General features: G+C 28.9%; 27 protein-coding genes and 1 riboswitch. Of the genes, 25 read left to right on the top strand and 2 right to left on the bottom strand.

The genetic code is table 11. The features are described 5' to 3' along the window. Positions 1-99 precede the first annotated feature (99 nt). From ACRCYC_RS02155 to ACRCYC_RS02090, 14 genes are all read left to right on the top strand, one after another. Complete coding sequence (locus tag ACRCYC_RS02155; protein WP_438617529.1) at positions 100-1,101, top strand: ion channel; 1,002 nt, start codon at positions 100-102, stop codon at positions 1,099-1,101. 161 nt (positions 1,102-1,262) lie between these two features. Then, positions 1,263-1,517 carry a thioredoxin-like (seleno)protein SaoT gene (saoT, locus tag ACRCYC_RS02150; RefSeq protein WP_438617528.1) on the top strand — a complete coding sequence of 85 codons (255 nt, stop codon included), beginning with the start codon at positions 1,263-1,265 and terminating at the stop codon, positions 1,515-1,517. Between the two features lie 11 nt (positions 1,518-1,528). Further along, positions 1,529-2,602: an efflux transporter SaoE gene (gene saoE / locus ACRCYC_RS02145; RefSeq protein WP_438617527.1), complete on the top strand. Its 1,074-nt coding sequence runs from the start codon at positions 1,529-1,531 to the stop codon at positions 2,600-2,602. Continuing rightward, positions 2,592-3,056 carry a Cys-Cys-COOH (seleno)protein SaoC gene (gene saoC, locus ACRCYC_RS02140; RefSeq protein ID WP_438617526.1) on the top strand — a complete coding sequence of 155 codons (465 nt, stop codon included), beginning with the start codon at positions 2,592-2,594 and terminating at the stop codon, positions 3,054-3,056. Before saoE ends, saoC begins: the two co-directional genes overlap by 11 nt. A 31-nt stretch (positions 3,057-3,087) precedes the next feature. Beyond that, positions 3,088-4,200, top strand: a complete 1,113-nt coding sequence (saoX, locus tag ACRCYC_RS02135) for an ABC transporter substrate-binding subunit SaoX (protein WP_438617524.1) — start codon at positions 3,088-3,090, stop codon at positions 4,198-4,200. Further along, positions 4,187-4,981, top strand: coding sequence for an ABC transporter substrate-binding (seleno)protein SaoB (gene saoB, locus ACRCYC_RS02130; RefSeq protein ID WP_438617522.1), 795 nt, complete (start codon positions 4,187-4,189; stop codon positions 4,979-4,981). Before saoX ends, saoB begins: the two co-directional genes overlap by 14 nt. After that, positions 4,948-5,751 (top strand): ABC transporter permease subunit SaoP, encoded by an 804-nt coding sequence (gene saoP, locus ACRCYC_RS02125; RefSeq protein ID WP_438617520.1) that lies wholly within the window; start codon positions 4,948-4,950, stop codon positions 5,749-5,751. The genes saoB and saoP overlap by 34 nt, the downstream gene beginning before the upstream one ends. Continuing rightward, complete coding sequence (gene saoA, locus ACRCYC_RS02120; protein ID WP_438617519.1) at positions 5,751-6,503, top strand: ABC transporter ATP-binding protein SaoA; 753 nt, start codon at positions 5,751-5,753, stop codon at positions 6,501-6,503. The genes saoP and saoA overlap by 1 nt, the downstream gene beginning before the upstream one ends. An 11-nt stretch (positions 6,504-6,514) precedes the next feature. Beyond that, complete coding sequence (saoL, locus tag ACRCYC_RS02115; RefSeq protein WP_438617518.1) at positions 6,515-7,141, top strand: MerB-like organometallic lyase SaoL; 627 nt, start codon at positions 6,515-6,517, stop codon at positions 7,139-7,141. Between the two features lie 175 nt (positions 7,142-7,316). Further along, on the top strand, positions 7,317-7,982 hold the full coding sequence (locus tag ACRCYC_RS02110; RefSeq protein WP_438617517.1) for a hypothetical protein: 666 nt from the start codon (positions 7,317-7,319) through the stop codon (positions 7,980-7,982). Positions 7,983-8,141: 159 nt separating this feature from the next. After that, positions 8,142-8,798: a sigma factor gene (locus tag ACRCYC_RS02105; protein WP_438617516.1), complete on the top strand. Its 657-nt coding sequence runs from the start codon at positions 8,142-8,144 to the stop codon at positions 8,796-8,798. A gap of 8 nt (positions 8,799-8,806) precedes the next feature. Beyond that, positions 8,807-9,913, top strand: coding sequence for an anti-sigma-I factor RsgI family protein (locus tag ACRCYC_RS02100; protein ID WP_438617515.1), 1,107 nt, complete (start codon positions 8,807-8,809; stop codon positions 9,911-9,913). Positions 9,914-9,996: 83 nt separating this feature from the next. Beyond that, a complete protein-coding gene (locus tag ACRCYC_RS02095) occupies positions 9,997-10,539 on the top strand; it encodes a VanZ family protein (RefSeq protein ID WP_438617514.1) in 543 nt (180 codons plus the stop codon). A 586-nt stretch (positions 10,540-11,125) separates the two neighbouring features. Further along, complete coding sequence (locus tag ACRCYC_RS02090) at positions 11,126-12,832, top strand: methyl-accepting chemotaxis protein (protein ID WP_438617513.1); 1,707 nt, start codon at positions 11,126-11,128, stop codon at positions 12,830-12,832. Positions 12,833-12,894: 62 nt separating this feature from the next. On the opposite strand, the gene ACRCYC_RS02085 is transcribed toward ACRCYC_RS02090, so the two are convergent. Beyond that, the gene (locus tag ACRCYC_RS02085) at positions 12,895-13,464 is read right to left on the bottom strand and encodes a CD3073 family putative ECF transporter S component (protein WP_438617512.1); all 570 of its coding nucleotides are present in this window, start codon (positions 13,462-13,464) and stop codon (positions 12,895-12,897) included. 178 nt (positions 13,465-13,642) lie between these two features. On the opposite strand from ACRCYC_RS02085, the gene ACRCYC_RS02080 reads away from it, so the two are divergent. Then, entirely contained in the window at positions 13,643-14,194 is a 552-nt protein-coding gene (locus ACRCYC_RS02080) for a CD3072 family TudS-related putative desulfidase (RefSeq protein ID WP_438617511.1), read from the top strand. Positions 14,195-14,272: 78 nt separating this feature from the next. On the opposite strand, the gene yidA is transcribed toward ACRCYC_RS02080, so the two are convergent. Further along, complete coding sequence (yidA, locus tag ACRCYC_RS02075) at positions 14,273-15,085, bottom strand: sugar-phosphatase (protein WP_438617510.1); 813 nt, start codon at positions 15,083-15,085, stop codon at positions 14,273-14,275. A 241-nt stretch (positions 15,086-15,326) separates the two neighbouring features. On the opposite strand from yidA, the gene ACRCYC_RS02070 reads away from it, so the two are divergent. From ACRCYC_RS02070 to grdA, 10 genes are all read left to right on the top strand, one after another. Then, entirely contained in the window at positions 15,327-17,021 is a 1,695-nt protein-coding gene (locus tag ACRCYC_RS02070; protein WP_438617509.1) for a M3 family oligoendopeptidase, read from the top strand. Between the two features lie 320 nt (positions 17,022-17,341). Beyond that, positions 17,342-18,280 carry an iron-hydroxamate ABC transporter substrate-binding protein gene (locus ACRCYC_RS02065; protein ID WP_438617508.1) on the top strand — a complete coding sequence of 313 codons (939 nt, stop codon included), beginning with the start codon at positions 17,342-17,344 and terminating at the stop codon, positions 18,278-18,280. Positions 18,281-18,384: 104 nt separating this feature from the next. Then, positions 18,385-19,395, top strand: a complete 1,011-nt coding sequence (locus tag ACRCYC_RS02060) for a FecCD family ABC transporter permease (protein WP_438617507.1) — start codon at positions 18,385-18,387, stop codon at positions 19,393-19,395. 2 nt (positions 19,396-19,397) lie between these two features. After that, the gene (locus ACRCYC_RS02055) at positions 19,398-20,411 is read left to right on the top strand and encodes a FecCD family ABC transporter permease (protein ID WP_438617506.1); all 1,014 of its coding nucleotides are present in this window, start codon (positions 19,398-19,400) and stop codon (positions 20,409-20,411) included. A 15-nt stretch (positions 20,412-20,426) separates the two neighbouring features. Then, positions 20,427-21,221, top strand: coding sequence for an ABC transporter ATP-binding protein (locus ACRCYC_RS02050; RefSeq protein WP_438617504.1), 795 nt, complete (start codon positions 20,427-20,429; stop codon positions 21,219-21,221). A 279-nt stretch (positions 21,222-21,500) separates the two neighbouring features. Beyond that, positions 21,501-21,621, top strand: a riboswitch (glycine riboswitch). A 95-nt stretch (positions 21,622-21,716) separates the two neighbouring features. After that, positions 21,717-22,088: a GrdX family protein gene (locus tag ACRCYC_RS02045; protein WP_438617503.1), complete on the top strand. Its 372-nt coding sequence runs from the start codon at positions 21,717-21,719 to the stop codon at positions 22,086-22,088. A gap of 42 nt (positions 22,089-22,130) precedes the next feature. Continuing rightward, complete coding sequence (gene trxB / locus ACRCYC_RS02040; RefSeq protein WP_438617502.1) at positions 22,131-23,093, top strand: thioredoxin-disulfide reductase; 963 nt, start codon at positions 22,131-22,133, stop codon at positions 23,091-23,093. A 144-nt stretch (positions 23,094-23,237) separates the two neighbouring features. After that, positions 23,238-23,555 carry a thioredoxin TrxA gene (trxA, locus tag ACRCYC_RS02035; protein ID WP_438617501.1) on the top strand — a complete coding sequence of 106 codons (318 nt, stop codon included), beginning with the start codon at positions 23,238-23,240 and terminating at the stop codon, positions 23,553-23,555. Positions 23,556-23,619: 64 nt separating this feature from the next. Continuing rightward, positions 23,620-24,906 (top strand): glycine/sarcosine/betaine reductase component B subunit, encoded by a 1,287-nt coding sequence (locus ACRCYC_RS02030; protein WP_438617500.1) that lies wholly within the window; start codon positions 23,620-23,622, stop codon positions 24,904-24,906. Between the two features lie 287 nt (positions 24,907-25,193). Beyond that, on the top strand, positions 25,194-25,673 hold the full coding sequence (gene grdA / locus ACRCYC_RS02025) for a glycine/sarcosine/betaine reductase complex selenoprotein A (RefSeq protein ID WP_438617499.1): 480 nt from the start codon (positions 25,194-25,196) through the stop codon (positions 25,671-25,673). Positions 25,674-25,682: the final 9 nt, after the last annotated feature.

Below are 25,682 nucleotides of genomic sequence, written 5' to 3'. Positions count from 1 at the left end.
ATAAAAATTTATTTAGAAATTACTTTGGATTCAAAAGGATAAACAATACAAAGAAGGAAGTAGTTAGTATGTTGTAAAAATATAGCTAGGGAGATTGTTATGAAAGTTAATAATTTAAATGAATTAAGATCAAGTACAATTACTAATGTCCAAAAAAAATTAATTCAAGTTTATGATAGAGAAGAAATTAATTTAAATATACTAAATGAACATATGGAATTTATTAATGATAAAAATATAAGCGTAGTAAAAAGTTTGAATTTAAAATACATAAAATTTAGAAACGTTGATTTTGGAGATATTGAATTTAAAAATTGCAGTTTTGAAAATAGTATTTTTATAAACTGTAAATTTAAAAGTGTAAGTTTTTCAGATTGCAACCTACAAAATACAATGTTTAAAGATTTAAATGCTAATAAATTTATTATTGAAAACAGTGGATTAAAGAAAAGCATATTATCTAATTGTATTATAGAAAATATGATTATTAGGGATTGCGACCTAAAATCCTTTAAGTTAATAGAATCTAGTATTTATAATTTTGAATTTGATGATAGATTATTAACAAAATTTGATGAATATACTTTCTTTGATAAATTGAAAATTGAAGATAAAGAAAAATGCTATAAGTTTTATAAAACCATAGCTTATAAATTTCAACAAAATAATTTACTGCATCATTATGGAGAGTATTTTTATATGTATAAGAATACAGAAAGAAAAACTTTAACTGGAATAAATAAATTTAAATCAATTTCATTGTGGTTAATATGTGGCTATGGAGAAAGACCTACTTATGCACTTATAACTTCATTAGAGATAATACTTATATTTACTATACTTTATATGATTTTTGGACTTAATTTGCAAAATGAAATTATATCTTGTAAAGAACTATATACAGGTGATAAGCATTTTGTATTAATATTTAATTACTTTATTAGATCATTTCATTTTAGCATAGTTACATTTACAACTGTTGGATATGGAGATATAACTCCAATTGGATATAGTATTTTATTATCTGGAATAGAAATGTTTTTGGGTGTGACTATGGTTGGTATTTGGACGGCTACATTAGCTAGAAAAATAAATAGATAATATATATAGAATATATCTATACTTACATAAAAAAGTATAGATATATTCTATTGTACATTTATGGAAAAATTTAGGTATAATTGAAATGAGCAAAAAGGGGAAAAAGTATGAAAATTAAATAAAATAGTCGAAAAAGAAGAAATCATTTTAAGGAGGGAAAAATGTCAAAAATATTAGTAGAATTTATAAACACATGACCTACTTGCGATGAGCATGGAATGCTGATTAAAAAAATTGGGGAGAAGTACAAAGATAAAATAGATGTTAAATTATATCAAGCAGGAAAAGATTTTTCTTATATAAAAAAATACGGAATTATAACTAAGGGGACTTTAATTATAAATCAAAGAAAAAAATATGATAGATTATCAAAAGATGTTATAGAAAAAGCAATCATTGAAGCTATAAATGATTAGGGGAGACAAAAATGTATATTATAGAATTTTTTAAAGACGTATTATTTTCATCCATAAGCATATTAAATGGAGCATCAGGGTGGCTAGTAATAAGTTTTGTAATCGCAGGTCTACTACACAATCTAATAAGTCCAGAAAAATTTCAAAAATCTCTAGGAAATACAAAAATATCATCTTTATTAAAAAGTACAATTTCAGGAATGTTACTTCCAATATGTAGTTGTGGAGTAATACCAATAGGCATTAGCATGTATTACTCAGGTGCATATTTAGGACCAGTTCTTGCATTTATGACATCAACACCTATAATTAATCCTATTGCAGTTGTTTTAAGCTTAGGATTGTTAGGACCAGATATCACAATTATATATGTTATATCGGGATTTGTTGTGCCTTTAATAGTTGGAATATTAGGTAATAAACTAGGAAAAAGTGAACTATGTGTTAAACAAGATGAAGAAATAGCTATAGAATTAGAAGAAGAAGAGTTAACTTTTACCCAAAAAGTAGTTGAAGGTCTTAAGTGGTCTTTTTCAGAATTAGCACTTACAATTAGTAAATATGTAGTTATTGGTATGCTAGTTGCAGGATTTATAACAACGGTGTTTCCAAGTAGTATAATTCAAAAATATTTAGGGAATCCAGGAGTTCTATCCCTTGGAAGTATAGCGGTTCTTGCATGCGTAATGTATGTTTGTGCAGTTGGACACATACCATTTATTGCAGCATTAGTTGCAAGTGGAGCATCTCCAGGTGTAGCTATAACATTCTTGATTGCAGGTGCGGCTACTAATTTACCAGAGCTTATAAGTATGTATAATGTAATAGGTAAAAGAACAGTTGCAATATACTCAATAACACTTACAACATCTGCACTGGTTATAGGATATATAACAAATAAACTTTTAATAGGAAAAGCTCCAAATTTAAATATGAGCTACACTCAAGATTCTATAAATATAGCTAATACTATAATGTTAGATATACCTGATACTATGAAATACTTATGTTCATTTATAATATTTATTTTCTTTATAAAAGCTATATTGCCTAATTTAAGAAAGGTTGTTAAAAATGAAGCGTAAAAAGATATTAATAATAATCGGTGTGATTGTAGTTTTTTTTGGAATTGGAATATATAGTGCAGAAAAAAAGAAACAAACAAGCAGTTTACCAAAAGTTAATGAAAAATATTTAGATTATTTCAAACAAAATGCAAAATATGAAAATATAATTACCTATACTGAAAGAGATATAAATAATGACAAAATAAATGATTTATTAGTTGTTTATAAAAAAGATAATAGATACAACGAAATGGTAGGAATTATAAGTGATAAAGATAAAATTTATATGACTAAACCTATATTAGCACCTCAAGAAGATGTGCTAATAGAATTTAAAAATATAGATGATAAAGATGAAGTAGAGTTAGTATTGTCTGGGTCTAAAAATGGAAATGTGGGATATGCAATATATCGATTAGAAGGAAATAAGTTTGTTGACTTGTTTGGAGAAGGCATGAACTCATGTTGCTAATAAAATAGAAATCATAATGGGGAGGATTTAAATGAAAATATCAAAGAAGGTACAAGCGTTAGTGTTAATAGGAGCAATAAGTACAACTGTTTTAACAGGATGTGGGAGCAAGGAAAGTAAACAAGAAACAGCTACAAAAGGGGATTCAGATTACGCTATAAAATTAGGATATTATAATTGTGATCATATGACAGCAGCACCAGTAGCAGTTGATGCTGGAATATATAAAGATTTAGGTTTAAATGTAGAAGCTGTTGGAAATGGTAAAGTTCCAGAAGCTATGGCGGCAGGTCAAATGGATGCAGGTTATATTGGAACAAAAGGATTAGTTGGAGCTATACCAAAAGGGTCACCAATAGTTGTAGCTGCAAATAATCATACAGGAGGATCAGAATATTTAGTTGTATCAAATGATATTAAAGATCCTAAAGATTTAATAGGTAAAAAGATAGCATCTGATCCAGATGGAGATTTACTATGGACGACAGATTATGGACCAGAAACAGGACTTCCAGTAGATTCATCTAAATATGAAGTTGTGAATATGGATTCTAGTAAAGATGCATATTTAGCATTAAAAACTGGCCAAATAAAAGCTTTCAGTACATGTGACCCATGGGGTTCTCTTGCAGAAAAAGAAGGAGTTGGTAAAATAATTGCATCAACTCAATATAAGCAAAAAAATACAGGTAAAGATTATAACTGTTGTTCATTCTCATTAAATACAAACTTTGTAAAAGAGCATCCAGACTTAGCTAAGAAAATGGTTTTAGCTCATACAAAAGCTATAGAATATATATATACTAATCCAGTTCAAGCAGCTAAAATATTTGCTAAAAACTATAATGTAGATGAAGAAGTTGCATTAATGACTATATACAAAAAGACTGTAGGAGAAGGCAGAACTCTTACATGGAAAATAGATGGTAAAGAATATCAAAATAACTTAGATATGTATAAAGAAAATAAAGCTTTAGAAGAAATACCTGAGTACAATAAAGTTGTAAATGATGAACTTTTAAAATCTTGTGGAGCTGATGATTTTGATACATTTATAAAAGAAAAAGTAAATCCAGTATTCCCAGAAGGTATGAGCTACCAAGATTGGAAAGCAAAGGCAATGGAGATAGATGGACAAAAGTAAGAATATATTAATTGGGATAATAATAATAGCAGGAAGTTTATGTATATTATTTTTTAATCCAAATGATGAAAAAATAGATGGAAATATAAGGATAGGGGTATCTGATGATACCTCTGGCTTTGTAATTAACTATATGATAAATCAAAATTATTTTTCAGATGTAGATGTTGAGAATTTATTAGAACCATATGCTATAAATGATTGCTGAGCAAGTACCATGCAATGGGCTCTGAGTTCAGACCAAATAGATATGGCTATAATTTGTAAAGAAGCTGCAGATAAGTTTATTAAGTATGATGAAAAATTTGAAATAATAGATACGGTAGTTCAAAATTCAGATGTATTTTTATTAAAAAAAGACAATCCAACAAAAATAGGATTTACACAAAATAGAAATTACCAACTAGACTTAATAAAACAATATTATAAAAATTCAAAAGCAATACCTTTTATAAGTGGAGGATTAGCTTATGCCCTAGAAAGCGATAAAGTTGATGGAATTGTAGTAGATGCTATAAAGTCACTTAGTTTAGAAGGTACTAAACTTTCAACATCAGTAAATAGTGATTATGATACTTATGTTTTAGTAGTTAACAAAGAATTTAAAAATAGTAAACTTTATGAACAATTTATAAAGCTTTATAACAAAAGTGTTGTAAGTTTAAAAAATAAAGAAGTTTTTAAAGCTGAATTAGAAAATTATACAAATAAAAAAATATCAGATAAAGATTTGGGGGAATTTGAAAAGTGGAAGTTAAAGTTTCTGCAAATACAAAAATAAAAGATAGAAAAATAAATAGAAAATTATTAGATGTGTTTTATAAAATAATAGTATTTGCACTTATAATTGGAATATGGCAAATAAGTGCTCAGAAAATAGGTAGTTCCTTATTATTACCAATGCCTATAGATGTATTTAGAGAATTTATAACTTGTATAACAGATCCAGAAATAGTAAAAAACATATTAATAACATTACAAAGAGTATTAAAAGGTTTTATGTATGCTATGTTATTTGGATTGCCACTAGGATTAATAATGGGATTCTCATCTACATTTGAAAAACTATTTTCACCAGCAGTAGATTCAGCAAGACAAGTACCTATAATGGCATGGGTACCACTTACAATAGTTTGGTTTGGTATAGGTGATGGGCCAACTATATTTTTAATAGCATTTGCAGGAGTATTTCCTATAATACTTAACACTATACAAGGGGTTAGATCTATATCGAAAGATTACTACAATGCAGCAAAGAGTATGGGAGCATCTCCATTTACAATATTTACAAATGTAATGCTACCAGCAGCGCTACCAGATATTTTAACAGGAGCTAGACTTGCAATAAGTACAGGTTGGATGTCTGTAATTTGAGCCGAGTTTATAGCAACGAGTGCCGGTCTTGGTTACTCAATGGTACAAGCTCAAACAATGATGAACACAGAACTTTTGATAGGGCTTATGATATTTGCAGCATTAATAGGATTTATTATAGATAGAATATTAAAATTTATAAATAAAAGCCTTTGTAAATGGAGGTTTGATAACTAATGAAGCTTAGAATAGAAAATGTGAATAAAACATTTATAAATAACAAAGAAGAAAATAAAGTTTTAGAAAATATAAACTTAGATATAAATGAAGGAGAATTTGTATCACTACTTGGACCATCTGGTTGTGGGAAGACAACATTACTTACTATAATAGGTGGGTTTCAATCATGTGAAGAAGGGCGAGTTTTATTAAATAACAAAGTTGTAAACAAGCCCGGAATTGATAGAGCTTTTGTATTTCAAAACTATGCACTTTTTCCTTGGAAAACAGTTAAATCTAATGTAGAGTTTCCCATGAAACAACAAAAACTACCAAAGGATGAAAGAGAAAAAAAACTAAAAGAGCTATTTGAAATATCTGATTTAAAAGGAAAAGAAAAGATGTATCCACATCAATTATCAGGGGGTATGAAGCAAAGAGTTGCAGTAATACGAGCATTAGCTTGTAACCCAGAAGTTCTTTTAATGGATGAACCATTAGGTGCTGTTGATTTTCAGATGAGACAAAATCTTCAAGAAGAACTTGAAAGTATATGGATAAAAAATAAAATAACAGCAATAATGGTTACTCATGATGTAGATGAAGCAGTTTATATGAGCGATAGAGTTGTAGTTATGTCTAGAGATAAAGGGCGTATATTAGAAGATTTAAAAATAGATTTAGATAGACCTAGAGATAGAGATAGTGATGAGTATTTAGAATATAAAAATAGATTAACTAGAAAATTATCAGCATGTTATGGAGTATAAGGGAGATATAAATGAAAATAAATAAATATAGAAGTTTAAGTAAAATTCAAAAAAATATTAGAGTGTCGATAATGGATATGATAATAGAGATGAAAAGACCTGTAAGATTAGATGAAGTAGTTGTATGGGTAAAAGATAAGCTGAATTTAGAAAAAGATATTATAAATGAAAGTTTAAACTTATTTGTATCTAAAAATATAATGGTTGTAGATGATGATAAATATATAAATTTTATATATCCAGTATCAGCACATAAAACAATGCATAAAGTTACTTTAGCTGATAAAAGAGAGGCTAATGCAATGTGTGCAATTGATGCTCTTGGTTTTAGATGTACTTTCAATCAAGATATAGATGTTAATTCTAGGTGTTATACAACTGGAAAAGAAATTAATATATCGATAAAAAATGGGGAAATAGTACATTTAAATAATCCGGATATAAGAGTACTGCATTTAAATTTAGATAAACATGAAAACTGGGCAGCAAGTTGTTGAAACATAATGAACTTCTTCTGGACGAAGAATGAATTTGATGCTTGGGTAAATAATAATGGATTTGAGAATGATGAAGATATATACTGTTTGGATATAAATGAAGCAATGGATGCTTCATATGATATATTTTATGTAGGATAATAAGGTATACCTTAAGCGAGGATGGCACATTAGCTATTTTGTTTAAGGTATTTTTTATGAGAAAAAACTAAAAAAGGTACCTAAAAATAAATTTACATTTGTATTTTATAAAGGAAGAGTAAATAACGAATATAATTTTTAAAATATAAATAGCAAATTTTGGAGGAACTTTATAGTGAAATGGATAGTAGGAATTTTATCAGTAGCAGTGTTAACGGGAACATGTATAATAGGAATTTACGCAAATGCTAATGGAAGTATTGATGAACAAACAGAGTTAACATCAAGTATAGAGAGTGAACTGCAAGGCGTTTTGAAAGGTGAATACAATAAAGATTGGTGTGAATATATGAATGAAAAGTATGGAGATAATTGGGCGAATATATTAGATTATAAATATGGAGATAATTGGGAATCGAAATTTAATAAAATGTATCTAGGAGATGATACTAACAATGATGACACTAATAATTATATAGATTATAGTGATGAAATTAATGAAAATAATGAAGTAGAGAAAGATAATATAAACGATAGTGAAGTAAAGAAAGCTGATAAAATAGATAATATAGACGACAGTGAATTAGAACAAGGTGACAAAATAGATAATGTAGATGATAGTCAAGAAAATCAAGATAACAAAATAGATAATGAACATAGCAATCAGGAAGATCAAGATGATGGAATAAAAATTATAGATGATAAGGAAACAGAACAATCTGACGAAGTGAATGAAAATGATGAAACAGATAATGAAAATACTATTAAAGTAGAACCAAATTATAAATCAGAAGTTATAAATGAAAATAACACAGATAAGTATGATAATAAAAAAATCTAGACTAATAAATAAATAAATAATATTATAGTACTAATGATAGTTTTAGCATTAAAATATACCTCAGTGAACCCTGGGGTATATTTTAATGTTAAAACTGTATTGAGTTTATAAAGAATTTATTAAACTTAATAGCAAATGAAAAGGAGTTAATAATATTTTATGGATTTTAAAAGTGAAGATTTTAAAAATATTGATACAAATAAATTTATACAAGATCATATACCATTTATAATAAAGACGATAAATGAAACGACTAAAAGATATGTTTGTTTGGATAATGATGAAGAAATAAGTATAGGACTTATGGCTTTTAATGAAGCTATTCAAAAATATGATGACTCTAAAGGTCATTTTTTACCTTATGCAAAGTTAGTTATAAAAAGTAGAATTATAAATTATATTACAAAAGAAAATAAAACTAATAAAGAAGAGTCTTTAGAAAAACTTAAAGAAGAAGGATTTGATTTTAGCCATGAATTACATAATCCTATAGAAGACAAAGTGTTACTAATAAAAGAAGTGGATATATTAAAAACTCATGTAAATACATTTGGATTTAAACTAGAAGACCTAGTAGATGAAGGGCCTAAACATAAAGACACAAGAGTAAGAGCTGTAGATTTATCAAATAGAATAAATGAAGATAAACATATCAAAGAATTTATGTATACTAAAAAAAGACTTCCAATCAAGCAAATATCACTTAAGTATGTTATAAGTGAAAAAATTATAAAAGGAAGTAAAAAATTTATTATAACGGTAGTTATAGTTTTTGATAAAAATTTAAGAAACTTAAAATTATGGATAAGAAAGTAGGTTTATATATGTATTTTAAAGCAATTGTGGTGGAATTAAAAGATAACTATTCAATAGTTATGAAAGATGATTTTACTATGGTTAGAATTAAAAATAGAGATGGTTTAAAAGAAGGAGACGTAATTGTATTTTTAGAGGATGATATCTATGAAATGGAAAATACAAAAAAAACAACTAACACAATAATAGGCTCATTTATAGCTATTGCATCAATTATAATGATATTAATAATTCCAACCATGTATAAAAATAGCGATAATGTATATGCAGTAGTTACTATAGATATTAACCCGAGTATACAAATAGATGTTAATAAAAGCAAGCGTATAGTTAAAGTTACTGCGTTAAATGAAGATGGAAAAAATTTAGATTTAGATAAAGTTACTGGAATGGAAATAGAAGAAGGATTAAGAAATATCAAAATAATTTTAGAAAAACAAAATTATAAAATAAAAGATGGTTTTGCTTTAATTGGAGTTGCATTACTCAATGATGATACAGAGTATGAGAAAGAACTTGAAAATATTATTAAAACAAGTTTTGAACAAACTAATATAATTTTTCTAAGTTCTAATAAAATAGATTTAGAAAAAGCGAATAAGCAGGGAATAAGTTTAGGTAGATATTTAGCTAAACTTAAAATGAGTGGCTATACAGGTATAGACATAGAAAACTTAAGTGTTGAAAAAATAGTAAATATGTTAAAAGATGAAAAAAAAGAAAAAGTTGAAGCAAAAAAAGTTAAAAATGATTTTGCAAATGATAAAAAAGATAGTGAAAAATATTATCAAAATGAATCACAAATAGAAAATTTAAGAGAAAATAACAATACTCAAGAAGATAAAAAAGATGGAAATCAAGAAAATCATAATAATGAAAATGATCAAGAAGAAGATAAAGAAGATGGAAATCAAGAAAATCATAATAACGGAAATGATCAAGAAGAAGATAAAGAAGATGGAAATCAAGAAAATCATAATAACGGAAATGATCAAGAAGAAGATAAAGAAGATGAGATTAATAGTAATCACAATCACAATCACAATCACAATCATAGTCATAACCACGATTTTATCTATGATTTTTTACCAAAGTTAGAAAGTGGTAATTATTAAGATTGATTTTTTTACAAAAGTGTTACTGTAAGTATTTAAATAGATATTGTATAATTAGTCTATTAAAGAAAGGTGATGATAGAATGAAAAAACTATTATGTTTATTATTAGTAGTTTTGGCAATGGGAACTATGTATTATTTTTCAAGTCAACAAGGTGATGTATCTAAAGGTCAATCAGATAGTGCAGTTAAAGTTATCGATTATATAAGAGATGAAGTTACTTTAAAAGATCATAGATTAATAAGTGTAAAAGATAAAGTTTTTAATGTACTTAAAGACTATGGAGATAAAGGATATATAGTTAGAAAAATGGCTCACTTTAGTATATATGCATGCATTGGAGCATCTATAAGTTTACTGGTGTATATTCTTAGTAAAAGAATATACATTGCTAGTGTAGTAGCAATGATAGTAAGTATTGCTTATGCGTATTATGACGAGATGAGACAATTATCTGTAGCTGGTAGAGTTGGAAGTGTAAAGGATGTAGTTATAGATTCATCTGGAGCTTTTACGGGTATTGCCATATTGTTTTTTATAATTATTACATTTAAAGGAATAAGAGGATTTTTCAACTTCGTATTTAAAAGAAATAAACACAATGAAGATAAAAAGGCTGTGTAGTTATACAGTCTTTTTTTGTGCAAAAAAAATATAAAAGGTAATTTAATTGCATGAAATTGAATTTCAGTGCGTAAAAACCAAATGTTAATCCAAATCAGACAATAAAATAAAGAATTATGATAGTATATGAATACAATGAAAAGTTTAAATTTTCTGTAATTTTAACAAGAGAAAAAAGTAGCGCTACTTATATATTAAAAGTTTAAATATAGAAAAAAGTACTAAGATTTGTAATATATTTTTTAATAGACCTAAGAGGTTTACAATTTAAAGGTTCGCTTAACAAAACTTTAGAATTTTAATGTAAAAATACAATTGATATAAAAATATATAAATTAATTTGTATCTTTATAATTATTTTAATTTATTTTTTATAAATTAGTAGGGAGAATTAAATATAAATCTAGGAAGTAGTTTTAAAATACAACTTTTCTTATAAATTAATAGCTTTATATAACAATGAAAAAAATTATACTTGAATTTTAAAATAAGAAAGTTGATTTGTAGTGAAAATATTGTAAACCCTATAAAACAAACAGACATAAATAATATAACTAGACGAATAAAATTATAGGGAGAAATACATATGAAAAATTTTAAAATAGGAAAAAAGCTTAGTATAGCTTTTATTATCTTACTTACATTTACACTGTTTACAAATATTTATACAATATTTAATTTAAAAAAATCGGAAAATTTAAATACAGAATTATTTGAAGGACCATATAAAGCAACATCTCAGTCTATGGGTGTTCGTAGAGATGTAGTTTCCATAGGAAGAAATATTAACAATGCAATGCTTGAACAAAATCCAGCTAAATATAAATCAATAATTACAAAGGATTTTGATAGCTTAGAAAAAAGAATTAATGAACTTTATAAAACATCTTCAAATGAAGAAGTTTTAATCCATGAACTTGAAAAATATATAGATGATTTAAATCAAGAGTTTTCTAAAATTTATGAAGTTATGGAAAAGGGAGATTATAAAACTGCTAAAGAAATGATTTCAAGTCAAAGTAATGCAGTTAAAATATATGATAAATGTGCAAAAACATCTATAAAGCTTAATCAAGATGAAGAAGCTATAGGTATTGAATTTAATGAAGGCATAAAAAAGACAGTAAGTCATTCAACTAGATTATCAATAGTTATTAGTACTATTAATATATTGGCTGGAATACTTATATGTATATATATTACGAGAAGCTTAACTAATCCTATTAAAGAAATAGAAATAGCTTCTAATAGTATGGCATCTGGAAACTTTGATATTAATATAGAATATGAATCAAGAGATGAGTTAGGTTTACTATCAGATAGTATGCGTGAAATGAGTAATAAAGTGAAATTTATGATAGATGATACTGTAAATATTTTAAAAGAAGTAGCATCTGGAAATTTTGATGCTAAACCACAAGTGGAATATATAGGAGTATTTAAAAATATTGAAGAATCGATGAGTAAAATAACGACTGATTTAACAAACACAATGACTCAAATAAATTTAGCGTCAGAAGAAGTAGAACTAGCATCAAATCAGGTATCTAGTGGATCACAAATGTTAGCACAAGGTGCTACTGAACAAGCAAGTTCAGTTGAAGAATTATCTTCGATTATCATAGAAATATCGGAGAAGATAAAAGATACAGCAGTAAATGCAAAAGAAGCTAATGATTTATCAATAAGTGCAGGCACTCAAATTAAAAATGGTAATGAACAGATGAAACAAATGATTATAGCTATGGAAGAAATTTCAATTACTTCTAATGAAATTGGAAGAATTATAAAAACAATAGATGATATAGCATTCCAAACAAATATATTAGCATTAAATGCAGCTGTAGAGGCTGCACGTGCTGGAGATGCTGGTAAAGGATTTGCGGTTGTTGCTGATGAAGTAAGAAACCTTGCATCTAAATCTGCAGAAGCTGCTAAAAATACATCTGATCTTATTGAAAACTCAATACAGTCAGTTGATAGGGGAACTGATATAGTAGATAATACGGCACAAGCTCTACAAATGATAATTGAAACTACTAATAGGACGGCTAGTTTAGTAGACACAATAGCCAAAGCATCTGAAGAAGAAGCTATTGCTATTGAGCAAGTGACATCGGGGGTAGAACAAATTTCAAGTGTAGTGCAAACAAATTCAGCTACAGCAGAAGAAAGTGCAGCAGCCAGTGAAGAATTAACAGGACAAGCTCACATGTTAAAAATACTTATGGACAACTTTAAATTAAAAGGTGACGATAAGATTAATAAATATATAGATAATGATAAATGTTAAATTAATTAAAAAAGATGAGTGTATAAATTGCACTCATCTTTTTATATTTTTATTATATAATTTTAAACAATTTTATTATATGGTAATCTAGAAAATTGAGATATAAAACTTTTAGGCATTTTACTTAAGAAGTACACTACCATAATACAAGACAATGGTTTATCAACCACATTACTAAGTATTCTAGGAATAAATGCAGATGTAAATATTTCTTGTCCAGATTGAACTAAAAATCCAACCAATAAATCAGCTCCACTTCCGCTTAAACCTCCAAATAATAAAATTGAAATAGGTGTACCAATTAAAGGACAAACAATAGCTAACAATAAACCTGTAAAAATAGCTTCTTTGTAACCAAACCCTTTTTTCTTAGCAACAAATCCAACGATAAGACCAAGTGCTATATTAACTAATGCAAAAGGAATATTAGTAGGACCTGATATAACTCCTAAAACTAAATTAGTACAACCTCCAACAAGCGCTCCCCAAAATGGTCCTAAAACAACTGCTCCAAGCACAGTACCTATAGTATCTAAAAATAGAAGTGGTATATTCAACATGCTTACAAACATACCAAAAACTATATTCACAACAATACACATAGCGCTAAATGTTATTTTCTTAGTATTCATAAATTCATAATCCCCCTATGTAATTTTAAATTAGTTCACAATTTATATTAATATAAAATTCAAAATTATTGAAATAGAAAAAATATATAGGTTACTTGTTGGAAATAGCAAATATCTATAACTTAAAAATAAGACAATATGATAATATAGAAATATTAATGGGGAAAAGGAGAAAATTATGGATAGAAAACGAGAAATAGTAGTCGTTTGCCACTGTATATTAAATTGCAACTCAAAGGTAGAAGGACTATCTACATTTACAGGTGCGCACAATATATCAAGCGAAATAATAAATGAAGGATATGGAATAATTCAACTACCATGTCCGGAAATGATCATGTATGGAATAAAAAGATGGGGACATGTAAAAGAGCAATTTGATAATACATTTTTTAGAAATCAATGCAAAATAATGTTGGAACCCTATATAAAACAATTTGAAAATTATATGAAAAACAACTATCAAATAAAATCAATAATAGCTATAGATGGAAGTCCTAGTTGTGGTTACAACAAAACTTGTAGTTCTAAGGATTGGTATGGAGAAATAGGTGGATGTGAAAACATAATGGATAAAATCAATAATCTAAAAATTGTAGAAGAAAAAGGTATATTTATAGAAGAACTAGAAACATTGCTAAAAGAAAATAATTTACAAATACCTATAATCGGATTAGATGAGAATATAAAAGATAATAGAAAAATCATTAATAATATAAAATTAAAATAGATTCGCTAAGCAAAGGTGGGATAAATAGCTCTTGACGTGAAATAAAGAGCTATTTATCCCGCTGAGCTTTTCACGAATTTATTTTAATATGAAACCAGAGATAACTTTAGCAACACCATGATTATCATTACTATCAGTAACATGATTTGCAATATCTTTTATACTATCCCTAGCATTGCCCATAGCAACTCCAAGACCAGCAAACTCAATCATATGTCTGTCATTTTCCTCATCTCCAACAGCAATAACCTCAGAAGGATCGATTCCTAGCTTATCACATAAAGCCTGAAGGCCTGAACCTTTGTTAACTTTTTTATTTAAAAACTCTAAGAAAAATGGAGCAGAACGAACTATCGTATACTTGTCATGGAATTCTTTAGGAACTTTAGTTATGATATCCTCTATAACCTCAGGCTCATCTACAAGCATAACCTTACAGAAAGTTAAATCAGAATTAATCTCAGACTCATCCATGCAAATTACAGGGATATTATTTAAAGTAGACTCGTGTACACTATACTTAGGAGCTTCCTTATAAGGAACAACTACAGCATCTGGAGTATTTATATGGATTTTAACATTATGCTTTTTAGATAATTCATTATATATAAAATCAAAATCTTCATGGCTCATCTCTATATTAGAAATAACATCTTGAGAAGAAATTTCTTGAACAAGTCCACCATTAAAAGTAACTACATAATTTTCCTCATCATTAAGCTTTAACTCTTTTAATAATTTTTGAACGCCAGGAAGCGGTCTCCCTGTAGATAAAACAACCTTAACACCTTTTTCCTTTGCACTTTGTATTGCATCAAAAACTTCCTTAGTAACTTCCTTCTTACTATTTAGAAGTGTTCCGTCTATGTCTAAAGCGATTAGTTTATACATTAAAATCCTCCCAATATATTGTTTAATTTATTAAATACAACTTATATTATATATAAAATTATATCAATGTTCTAGTCACTACTATAATTGATTTTCAACTATTCATATGGTAAAGTATGCGTAAAGAGTAAATTAGGAAAAATTTACAAAATAAAAATTACTATTTACTAAAAAACTACATAAGATAATAGTTTTTAGATAACCTAATAAAATGAAAAAAATTAAAGATAGGAGTGACAAAATGAAATTCAATGAATTCAAATATGAAAGACCAAATTACGATAAAATAAAAATTAAATTTGAAAAATTAGTTAAAGATATGAAAGCAAGTTCAAATTATGAAGAACTTAGAACAAATATTGATGAAATCAATAAAATAAGAAATCATATAGAATCTATGGCAACTCTGGTATCTATAAGATATAGCATAAATACACAAGATGAATTTTATGAAAAAGAAAAAGAGTATTGGGATGAAAATGGACCTCATTACGAAGAGTTAAATTCATTATTTTATAAAGCTATAGTAGAATCTAAATTTAAAGACGAACTTATTAAAGATTTAGGTAAGCAATTTATGTCTATAGCAGATTACTCAATACAATCTTTCTCTAAAGAAATAATAAGTGAATTACAAGAAGAAAATAAGCTTGCATCAGAATATACTAAGCTTTTAGCATCAGCTAAAATACCTTTTGATGGAGAAGAAAGAAACCTTTCAGGATTAGGACCTTTTATGACTTCTCAATTTAGAGATGAAAGAGAAAAAGCATCTAAAGCTTATTACGGATTTTTCGAAAAAAATGAAGAAAAATTTGATGAATTATTTGATAAGTTAGTTAAAGTAAGACATAAAATGGCTAAAAAATTAGGGTTTGATAACTTTGTAGAACTTGGATACATAAGAATGCTAAGAACTGATTATAACGCTGAAATGGTTTCTAAATTTAGAAGTCAAGTTAGTGAATATATAGTTCCTGTTGCATCGGAATTATTTAAGAGACAAAAAGAAAGACTAGGACTTCAAGAGTTAAGATATTTTGATGAAAACTTCGAGTTTAACAGTGGAAATGCAACTCCAAAAGGAGACTCAGATTTTATAATGAACAATGGAATTCTTATGTATTCTGAGTTATCAAAAGAAACTGATGAGTTCTTTAAATTTATGATGGAGCATGAATTAATGGATTTAGAAACTAAAAAGGGTAAAGGTGCTGGAGGATATTGTACTTATATACCAGATTATAAAGCTCCTTTTATATTCTCAAACTTTAATTCAACTGCGGATGATATAGATGTTTTAACTCATGAAGCAGGACATGCTTTTCAAGTTTACATGTCTAGATGGATAGATATACCTGATATAAACTTCCCGACTTTTGAAAGTTGTGAAATTCATTCAATGAGTATGGAGTTTATAACTTGGCCTTGGATGGAACTTTTCTTTAAGGAAGATACTAATAAGTATAAGTTTACTCATTTAGGAAGTGCTATTAAATTTATTCCTTATGGGGTTTTAGTAGATGAATTCCAACATATTATTTATGAAAATCCTCATATGACTAAAGATGAGAGAAAATTAGTTTGGAGAGATTTAGAGCAAAAATATCAGCCTCATAAAAATTATGAAGGTAGTGACTTCTTAGAAAGAGGTGGTTGGTGGTTTAAGCAAGGCCATATATTTAAAAATCCTTTTTATTATATAGATTATACTTTGGCTCAAATTTGTGCGCTTCAATTTTGGAAGAAAATGCAAGTTGATAGAGTTAAAGGATGGGAAGATTATTTAAATATTTGTAAGATTGGTGGTACTAAGTCTTTCTTAGGAATTGTTGAAGATGCTAACTTGATTTCTCCTTTTGAAGAGGGGTGTGTTAGTAGCGTTATTGGAAGCATAGATGAATACCTAAAATCACTAAATGATAAAGAGATGTAGTAAAACTTGTAAGGGTGGAGAGTGGGTAATTGTTTGTTTCCTTTGCACAAAGTCCTGAATTGAGCGGACTTTAAGTGCGTCGTCAACAAACAATTACCCACTCTCACATTAAAAGTTTTATGATGGAAAGAAAATAAAAAAGATGGAAAATCTATATTATAGATTTTCCATCTTTTTTATTGAGACAAAAGTGAATACATCCTTATTTTGGAAATTAGATTAATTTGTTGACTATTGTGATTCTTATGATATAATAAAAAAATAAATATAAGTGATAATTAATTTCAAATACAAATAAAAAACAACTGGGAGGCGTATTCATGAGAAAAAGGAAGTCATTAGTGTTACTTGCAGCTGTGGTAGCTACTTTAGGTATTGTTACTGGATGCTCAAGTGATTCTTCATCAAATAAAGAAAGTGAAAAAACTAGGACGGTTCAGTCTGTTAAGGGAGAGGTGGAAATTCCTGCTAATCCTAAGAGAATTGTAGATATTTCAGGGAGTAGTGAGGAACTTCTAATTTTAGGACATACTCCTGTGGCTACGGCTAATGTAGATTCTTATGAGACAACTAAGGTTCCTACATATATGGAAAAAGAACTTAAAGATTCTAAGGTTGTTGGTCATTCTATGATGGATACTATGGACGTTGAAGGTATCTTAGAAACTAACCCTGATTTAATAATAATGAGTCAAAGACAAGAAAAAATTTATGATCAGTTAAAGGAAATTGCTCCTGTAGTTATGATTAAGGATTATGCTAATGATTGGAAAGGGAAGTTAACTGATGTTGCTAAAATTTTTAATCAAGAAGAAGATGCTAAGAAATGGTTAGCATCTTATGATGAGAAAGCTAAGAAGTTAGGCAAAGAGGTATTGGATAAAAATGGAGATCAAACTTATTTAACTGTATTAGCATCTCAAGGTCAGTTTATGGTATTTAGTGACGCGGGATTAGGAACTATTGTCAATGACGATATGAAACTAGCTAGACCAAAGAATATGCCTCCACAAGAAGGTATTACATTACCTATGGTTAGTATGGAAGGTTTAACTGAAATAGATCCAGATCACATTATTGTTATAGCTACGGATTCTGATAAAAAAGATTTAGAAAATAGTTCAGTATGGGCTCAAATAAGAGCTGTTAAGGACAACAATGTAACTGTACTTGATGCTTCACCATACTTTACTCAATCATACAACCCAATGGGGAGAGAATTATTATTAGAATCAGTTAAAACTGAGTTAATAAAATAATTAAGTATAACAGGTGTGAATAATGAAGCTCATTTTCACACCTGTTTTTAATAGGAGAAATTTACATTATATTAATTGTGATTTTGGAAAGGTAAAGTTTTAATATGAAGATAAGTAAAAAAAATTCAACTTGTTTATTAATAACAATTGGTTTGATTATTCTTTTTATCGGTATTTTTATATCTGTATCTATTGGAGCTAAGGATATTAGTTTAAGTACTATGATAGATAGTTTAAAATCAAATTCAAATAATATAAATACGAAAATTATAAGAGATGTAAGAGTACCAAGAGCAATAGCGGCAGCTTTAGTGGGAGGATTTTTAGCTGTTTCAGGAGCTATAATGCAGGGAATAACTAGAAATCCAATAGCAGAACCTTCTGTAATGGGTATTACACAAGGGGCGACTTTTACGATTTCTATAGCTTTAGTTCTTCAAAAGATGATGCCAGGATTTGCACCTGGAAGTTTTGGACTTATGATGTTTGCTTTTATTGGGGCTAGTATTAGTGGCATTTTAGTTTATTTTATAAGCTCAAGATCAAGAGGAAAAGTAGATCCTGTAAAACTAGCTTTAGCAGGTACCGCACTAGGAACTTTATTAGTTTCTTTAGCTATGGCAGTTTCTATGTACTTTAATTTGTCTCAGCAGTTAAGTTTTTGGATTTCAGGAGGATTAGTAAGTGCTAAATGGGAAGGTGTTAAACTTTTATTAATTGTTGGAGGTTTTGGATTTTTAATGTCTATGATAATGGCTCCTAGAATTACTATTTTAAGTCTTGGAGAAGAAGTTGCTATAGGTCTTGGACAAAAAACTAATTTAGTTAGATTTATAGCTTTATCAATAGTTGTTTTAATGACTGGGGCATCTGTAGCTGTAGCTGGAAATATTATATTTGTAGGACTTATAGTTCCCCAGATAGCCAAGGGTATAGTGGGAGCTGATTATAAGTATATAATTCCTAGTTCTTTAGTATTAGGTTCTATTTTATTAGTTTATAGTGATATTTTGTCAAGAATGATAAATCCACCTTATGAAACACCAGTAGGTTCAATAACTGCACTTATTGGAGTTCCAGTATTTATATATCTTGTAAGAAAGGAAACTAGATAAATATGAAAACTAATAAAAAAACTAAAACTATAATAATATCCGCTATAATATTTACTTTAATTATTATTACTATATTAATAAGTTTGAATATGGGGTCTTTTGCTATTGAACCATTAGATGTATTTAAAACATTAATTGGGCAAGGACAAAGAAACCAGGAAATAGCTATTTTTAAACTTAGGTTACCTAGAATAGTAATTGCTATATTAGTGGGAAGTGCATTAGCAACAGCAGGAACGATACTACAAGGAGTTACTAAAAATGATTTGGCGGATTCTGGAATTTTAGGAATAAATTCAGGAGCAGCACTTTTTGTAGTTATATATATGTATCTTATGAACGGAAATGTGTACGACGGAGTAAGTAATTTAACAATATTTACTATGCCTATAGTTGCACTTTGTGGTGCTTTATTTGGAGCTTTTTTAATATATATTTTGGCTTTTAAAAATGGAATTAGCTCACAAAGACTATTACTAATAGGTATAGGAATAAACATAGCTTTTACTTCTGTATTAACAATATTTCAACTAAAGTTTACTACTCAAGAGTTTAATAGAGTTATGGCTTGGACTTCGGGAAGTATATGGGGTAGTAACTGGAAATATGTAATAGCTATATTACCTTTTATAATATTATTTATTGCTTTATCAATTTACAAAGCAAGATATTTAGATGCTCTAAATTTAGGGGATGATATATCTACAGGCTTAGGTATTAATGTAGAAAAAGAAAGAAGAAAACTAATAGTTTATGCAGTTATATTATCTGGAGTAGCAACTTCAGTAGCTGGAAGTATTTCTTTTTTAGGGCTAGTAGCACCTCACATAGGAAGAAAGCTAGTAGGACCTAAGCATAAAAAACTAATACCTGTATCAGCACTTATAGGAACTTTTATGATATTAGCTGCTGATACTATATCGAGAAACTTATTAGCACCAATAGAGATACCCGTTGGAATAGTTATTTCTATAATAGGTGTACCATATTTTATATACTTAATGTTATCAAACTAGAAAGAGGAAATTACTATGAATTCTATAACTACTAAAAATTTAAATATATCTTATGGAAACATAGATATTGTAAAAAACTTAAACTTAGAAATACCTAAAGGTAAAATAACTACAATAATAGGTGCTAATGGATGTGGAAAATCTACTATACTAAAAACTTTAGGTAGAATTATAACTCCAAAGAGCGGAAATATTTATATAAATGGAAAAGACTTATATAAAGAAAAGCCAACAGAAATTGCAAAAAACATGGCTATACTTCCTCAAAACCCACAAGCACCGAGCGGACTTACAGTAGAAGAGTTAATAGCTTATGGAAGATTTCCACATCAAAAGGGATTTGGAAAAACTAATAAAGAAGATAAAGATATTGTAGCATGGGCTATGGAAGTTACAGGAATATCTGAATTTAAAGATAGAAATATAGATGATCTATCAGGAGGACAAAGACAAAGGGCTTGGATTGCTATGGCCTTAGCTCAAGAAACAGATATACTTTTATTAGATGAACCAACAACTTATTTAGATTTAGCTCATCAATTAGAAATTTTAAGCCTTCTATATGATTTAAATAAAAATCAAGGACGAACTATTGTTATGGTTATACATGAATTAAATAATGCAGCTAGATTCGCAGATCATATGATAGGTATAAAAAAGGGAAGTATAGTATGTGAAGGAAAAGCAGATTCGGTTATGACAAAAGAAAATCTTAAAGAAATTTTTAATATAGATGCAGAAGTAGTTAAAGATCCAAGAACTAAAAAGCCAGTTTGTATAACCTATGATATGGTAGAAAAAAATAAATAAAAAATAAAAATAAAAAGAAGGAATATTTAGTAAATATTAGAATAAATATAAATCGTGGGAATTAACTGAACTGTATACAAAAAACGAGAGAAAACGATTATCTCAAAGAATACAGCAATAGCAATGCTTTGACAAAAAATAGACAAATACTACAAAAAAACTTAAAAAAATATCAAAAAAAGTATTGTATATATTTACCATGGTGGCTATAATGTAATTAAGAAATACAAATCAACAAACGCAACAAAGGGGCTAAGACAAAACTAAAAATTAAACCGTGTGAAGGTTGAAGGAGACAATCTCTATTGTGGGGACACTAGAGATGACCGAAGGGACAAACTTAAATCCATCCCAAAAAGATTTAAGTGAAATTCTCAGGTAAAGGGACTTTAACTGGACGGACCTCTGAAAAGAAATTTGACAGGGAACTAAGTGGGGACTTAGTTTCCTGTTTTTTAGTTTAACAAAAGAAATATTGAAAGTGAGTGTAGACTTATGTTAATAATCACTAATAATCCTATAGTTAAGGAAAACGTTAAAGATAAAGAAGTTTTAACGTTAGAGACAGACTATATAGGAACACTAACACATTGTAGAGATTTAATTCATGAGGGGTATGAATTATTATCACATCCGCTTTATGGGAGCGTAAAACCCAATGAGACACCATATCGTACAGTCATAATGAAAAAGGGGAAATCTTTAGACACAAATTCACTAAACTTAATAGAAGATGCAATAGAAACAGCAAACAAATTTAAAAATAATAAAGCTACTCCTTTATGGACTGAAAGAGTTTTAGATGATTTCAGAGTAATCGATTTTGATATAATAAGAAATACAATACAAAGAATGCAGTATGCATAACCTTTGGTGTATATATATTAATAAAAATAGGGGGTCGTAATAATGGAAAATTTATATGACATAGTCATAATAGGTTGTGGACCTGCAGGACTTGCAGCTGGTTTATACGGTGCAAGAGCTAAAATGAAAACTTTAATACTTGAAAAAGATAAAACTGGTGGTCAAATAGTTATAACTCATGAAGTTGCTAACTACCCAGGATCTGTTGAAAATGCAACTGGACCAAGTTTAATAGCTAGAATGGTTGAACAATGTAGGGAGTTCGGTGCTGAAATAGTTAGAGATTCAATAGTTGATACTGAATTAGATGGAAATATAAAAGTATTAAAAGGTGAAAAAGGTGAGTATAGAGCTAAGGCTGTTATAATAGCTACTGGAGCTACTCCTAAGAAAATAGGATGCCCAGGAGAAAAAGAATTAACAGGTAAAGGAGTTTCTTACTGTGCTACATGCGACGCTGACTTCTTCGAAGATTTCGAAGTATTCGTAGTTGGAGGAGGAGATAGTGCAATAGAAGAAGCATTATACTTAACTAAATTTGCTAGAAAAGTTACTATAGTTCATAGAAGACAAGGATTCAGATGTGCTAAGTCTATATTAGAAAAAGCGCAAAACAATGCTAAAGTAGAATTCTTATTAGATACTGTTATAGAAGAAATAAAAGGTGATGGATTAGTTGAATCTGTAGTATTTAAAAATACTCAAACAGGTGAAACTAATGAATATTTAGCTGATGAAGAAGATGGAACTATGGGAATATTCGTATTCGTAGGTTTCGATTCTCAAACTAAGTTATTTGATGGTAAAGTAGAAATGGATGATCATGGATACATAAAAACTGATGATAATATGCTAACAAATATACCAGGTGTATTTGCTGCAGGGGATTGTAGAGTAAAATCTTTAAGACAAGTTGTTACAGCTACTGCTGATGGAGCTATAGCAGCCGTTACTGCTGAAAAGTATATAGAAGCACACTTCGAAGAAGAAGTAACTAACTGCTAATATTACTTTAGACTAAGGTTATCGGGGGATGATGTTTAGTTTATCTAGACATTACTTAGAGCGGTACTTTAAAAAATTTAAATAGCTAATAATATATTGAAAAATATATTAAATATATAATAATCCAATAAGGGGGATTCTGAAATGATAGCATTAGAAAAAGATACATTTGATCCAGAAGTGTTAGAAGCTGAAGGTGTAGTTTTAGTTGATTTCTGGAGTCAAGGTTGTGAACCATGTAAGGCGTTATTACCTGATATAGAAAGATTTGCAGAAATGTATGGAGAAAACATAAAGTTCTGTAAGTTTGATACTACTAAAGCTAGAAGAGTTGCTATAAAACAAAAAGTTTTAGGACTTCCAACTATAGCTATCTACAAAGATGGAGCTAAAATAGACGAAGTAACTAAAGATGATGCTACAGTTTCTAATATAGAAGCTATGATAAAGAAGTACTTATAAGAAATTAATGAGGATAAACTCCTCGTTAAAATAAATTAAGTTCAAAAAATTAGGGGGTGCCAATATGCGTCTTGAGTTAGGGAAGATCTTTATAAAAGATGTGCAATTTGGAGAAGTAACAGAAGTTAAAGATTCAGTATTATACATCAACAAAGAAGAGATGTTAAATGTAATTGGTGGAGATGAACATATAAAATCAATAGATTTAGATATAGTTCGTCCTGGAGAAAGTGTTAGAATAATACCAGTTAAAGACGTTATAGAACCGAGAGTCAAAGTTGAAGGTAAGGGTGGAATATTCCCAGGTGTTATATCTAAAGTAGATACTGTTGGAGAAGGTAGAACTCATGCACTTAAAAATGTTGGAGTTGTTACAACTGGTAAAATAGTTGGTTTCCAAGAAGGTATAATAGATATGCAAGGTCCTGGAGCTGAGTATACTCCATTCTCTAAGTTAAACAATGTTGTTGTTATAGCTGAGCCAGTAGATGGATTAAAGCAATACGACCACGAGAGAGCTGTTAGAATGATAGGATTCAAGGCTGCTACTTATTTAGGAGAAGTTGCTAGAAACTTAACTCCAGATGAAGTTGTAGAATATGAAACTAAGCCATTACTTGAAGCTGTAGCTCAGTATCCAGAACTTCCAAAAGTAGGATATGTGTATATGCTTCAAACTCAAGGTTTATTACATGATACATATGTTTATGGAGTTGACGCTAAGCAAATAGTACCAACTTTATTATACCCAACTGAATTAATGGATGGAGCTATAGTAAGTGGTAACTGTGTTTCTGCTTGTGATAAGAACCCAAGTTATGTTCATATGAATAACTCTGTTGTTGAAGATTTATATTTACAACACGGAAAAGAAATAAACTTTGTAGGGGTTATCATAACTAATGAAAACGTATACCTTGCAGATAAGGAAAGATCTTCTAACTGGACTGCTAAATTATGTAAGCAATTAGGATTAGATGCTGTTATAGTATCTCAAGAAGGATTTGGAAATCCTGATACTGACCTTATAATGAACTGCAAGAAAATAGAAGGTCAAGGTGTTAAAACTGTTATAGTTACTGATGAGTATGCTGGTAGAGATGGAGCTTCTCAATCTTTAGCTGATGCTGATGTTAAGGCTGATGCTGTTGTAACTGGTGGAAATGCTAACCAAGTTATTGTACTTCCTAAGATGGATAGAGTAATAGGACATGTTGAAGTTGCTGATGTTATAGCTGGTGGAGCTAGTGGATCTTTAAGAGAAGATGGTTCTATAGAAGCTGAGATACAAGTAATAACAGGAGCTACAAACGAAACAGGATTCGGATTCTTAACAGCAAAAGGATACTAGGAGTTGTTCTAGGCGGGGGTTGCTCGTGCCATTTGAACATTGTTTCCTTCACACAAAGTCCTAAAGTACGCGGACTTGAAGTGTTCGTCAACAAATATTCAAAAGTCACTTCGCTACAATTGCCGTAGGCACAATATCGGGGCGAGGGTGAGATAAAAACCTAAAACCAAGGTATAAAGATTCTATAAGATGTTAAGTATTTGAACCGATAGATATGGTTTGAAATGAATTCTTTAACTATAGGTTAGAGATTAAATATAAAAATAAATTAAAAAAGGAGAATTATTATGAGCTTATTAAGTAATAAAAAGATCATAATCATAGGTGACCGTGATGGAATTCCGGGACCTGCGATTGAAGAGTGTGTTAATACTGTAGAAAATACTGAAATAGTTTTCGCTTCAACAGAATGTTTTGTCTGAACTGCTGCTGGGGCTATGGACTTAGAAAACCAAAACAGAGTTAAGGATGCTACTGAGAAATTCGGTGCTGAAAATGTTGTGGTTTTACTAGGTGCTGCTGAAGCCGAAGCTGCAGGTCTTGCAGCTGAAACAGTAACTGCTGGAGATCCAACTTTCGCTGGACCACTTGCTGGTGTTGAGTTAGGATTAGCTGTTTATCATGTTGTTGAACCAGAAATGAAAGAGTTATTTGATGAGTCTGTTTATGAAGATCAAATAAGTATGATGGAAATGGTTCTTGAAGTTGATGAAGTTGTAGAAGAGATGAATAGTATAAGAGGTCAATTCTGCAAATATAATGCCTAATTAAATCAA

The organism is Paraclostridium sp., from assembly GCF_051657365.1.
Lineage (GTDB): Bacteria > Bacillota > Clostridia > Peptostreptococcales > Peptostreptococcaceae > Paraclostridium.
Note: the sequence above shows the minus strand (reverse complement) of the source record. Positions and strands in the feature narration are given on the sequence as shown.